At 80.1% G+C, this 2,368-nt stretch carries 1 protein-coding gene; it reads left to right on the forward strand.

Features of this window, described 5'->3' with window-relative positions; all coding sequences use genetic code 11:
- Positions 1-112: 112 nt before the first annotated feature.
- The coding region (locus GTR00_RS26050) for an EAL domain-containing protein (RefSeq protein ID WP_166613136.1) at positions 113-2,368 on the forward strand (2,256 nt) is incomplete at its 3' end.

Here is a 2,368-nt window from a genome sequence, read left to right on the forward strand (position 1 = left end):
CTCACCGCCCGCGTCGCCACCGACGACATCTGCGCCTGACGCGCGCCCGACCCGCGCGTGGCCCGGGTGAGGGGCCCTCCAGGCCGGGCGCCCACCTGCCGATGCCCCCGGGGTGACCCCCGAGCAGCCCGGTGCCCCGGCCCCCGTCGCCGACTTCGCCTCGGCGGTGCGCGCGGTGCTGGCGCAGCTGCACGCGCGCACGGGGATGGACATGTGGGCCCTGTCGCGCCGCGACGGCGACGACTACGTGGTCCTGGCCGCCCTGGACGCCGGCGGGGTGGGCGTCAGCGCCGGGGACGTGCTGCCCTGGGAGGACACCTTCTGCGCCGCGACGGTGGCCGGGCGCGCCCCGCGCTACGCCGACGAGGTCGACGACGTGCCCGGCTGGGCGCACGCCAAGGCGGCCACCGGGCTGCCGTTCCGCTCCTACGTCACGGTCCCGCTGACCGCGCCGGACGGCGAGGTGCTGGGCACGCTGTGCGCCGGTTCGCGCGCCCCCGCCGCCCGCCGGGTGCGCGAGCACCTGACGGAGGTGGAGCTGGCCGCGGGCGTGCTGGGCACGCTGCTGCGCTACGAGCTGCGCCTGGAGCAGGAGGCCCGCCGCGCCGAGCACGCCGAGGCCGCCGCCGGCAGCGACGCCCTGACCCGGCTGGGCAACCGCCGCGCCTGGGACCGCGAGCTGGCCGCCGAGGAGTCCCGCGCCCAGCGCCTGGGCTCGACCGCCTCCGTGCTCGTGCTGGACCTGGACGGGCTGAAGGAGCTCAACGACTCCACCGGGCACGCCGCCGGCGACGCGCTGCTGGTGCGGGTGGCCGACGTGCTGCGCCGCCAGCTGCGCCCGCACGACTTCGCCGCCCGCCTGGGCGGGGACGAGTTCGCCGTGCTGCTGCCCGGCGCCGGCACCGCCGGCGCGGCCACGGTCGTGCAGCGCCTGCGCCTCGCCCTGGCCGAGGCGGGCGTGGACGCCTCCGTGGGCGCGGCCACCCGCCGCGCCGCCACGGGCCTGGACGCCGCCTGGGGCCAGGCGGACGCGGCCATGTACGCCGACAAGACCGCCCGCGCCGCCCGGCGCGCGGCCGCGGCCCGCGACGGCGGCGCCGGCCACCCCGGGCCCGACGCCCACGCCGGTCGGCCCGCTCAGGACGGTCGGCCCGCTCCCGCCGCGCACGACGGCGCCGCGGCGCTGTTCGACGAGCCCGCCGCGTTCGACGGGCCCGCCGCGTTCGACGGGCCCGCGGGCACCCCGCCCGGCCCCGGCGCGGACCGCGCCGCCGGGCAGATCACCCGCCTGCTGGACGTGGCCCGCCGCCAGCTGGGCATGGAGGCCGCCGCCGTCGGCCGCTTCGAGGGCGGCACCTGGGCCGTGCGGCACGTCGCGGCCGCCCCCGGCGTGCCGGACCTGCACGGCTTCCGCTGGCAGCGCGCGGGCACCTACTGCCAGCGCGTGCTCGACGGGCGCCTGGAGCCGGTGGTCCCCGACGCCGGCGCGCACCCGCTGACCGCGCACCTGCCCGTCACCGCCGCCGTCGGCATCGGCGCCTACGCCGGCGTGCCCGTGCACCGTCCCGACGGCAGCGTCTACGGCACCCTGTGCGCCCTCTCGCGCACCGCCCGCCCGCACGCGGGCCCGCGCGACGCGGCCGTGCTGGCCGTGCTCGCCGAGGTCCTCGGCGAGCTGGTCACCCGCGAGGAGCAGCAGGCGCGCGAGCGCCACGAGGTGCTGGCCCGCCTGGACGCGCTGCACCGCGCCGGCGGCCCGCAGCCGGTGTACCAGCCGGTCCTGCGCCTGGACACGCTCGAGGTCGTCGGCGACGAGGCCCTCAGCCGCTTCCCCACCGGCACCCCCGACGCCTGGTTCGCCGACGCCGCGCGCACCGGCGCCGGCGAGGAGCTGGAGCTGGCCGCCGTGCGCGCCGCGCTGCGCCGGCGCCCGCCCGGTCGGGGCTTCCTGTCGCTGAACGTCAGCCCCGCCGTGGCCGCCGGACCGGCCCTGGCGCGGGCGCTGGAGGGCCACGCCCTCGACGGGCTGGTGCTGGAGATCACCGAGCACGAGCAGGTGGCGGACTACGCCGCCCTGCTGCGCCACCTGGCGCCGCTGCGCGCGGCGGGGCTGCGCCTGGCCGTCGACGACGTCGGCGCCGGGTTCGCCAGCATGCGCCACGTGCTGGCGCTGCAGCCGGAGCTGGTCAAGCTGGACATGAGCCTGATCCGCGACGTGCACCGCGACCCCGCCCGCCGCGCCCTGGCCGCGGCGCTGACCGCGTTCGCCCGGCAGATCGGCGCGCACGTGGTCGCCGAGGGCGTCGAGACCGCCGAGGAGCTGGCGTGCCTGCGCGAGCTGGGCGTCTCGCACGGCCAGGGCCACCAC

This window comes from Kineococcus indalonis (assembly GCF_009906395.1).
Taxonomy (GTDB): Bacteria; Actinomycetota; Actinomycetes; order Actinomycetales; family Kineococcaceae; genus Kineococcus; species Kineococcus indalonis.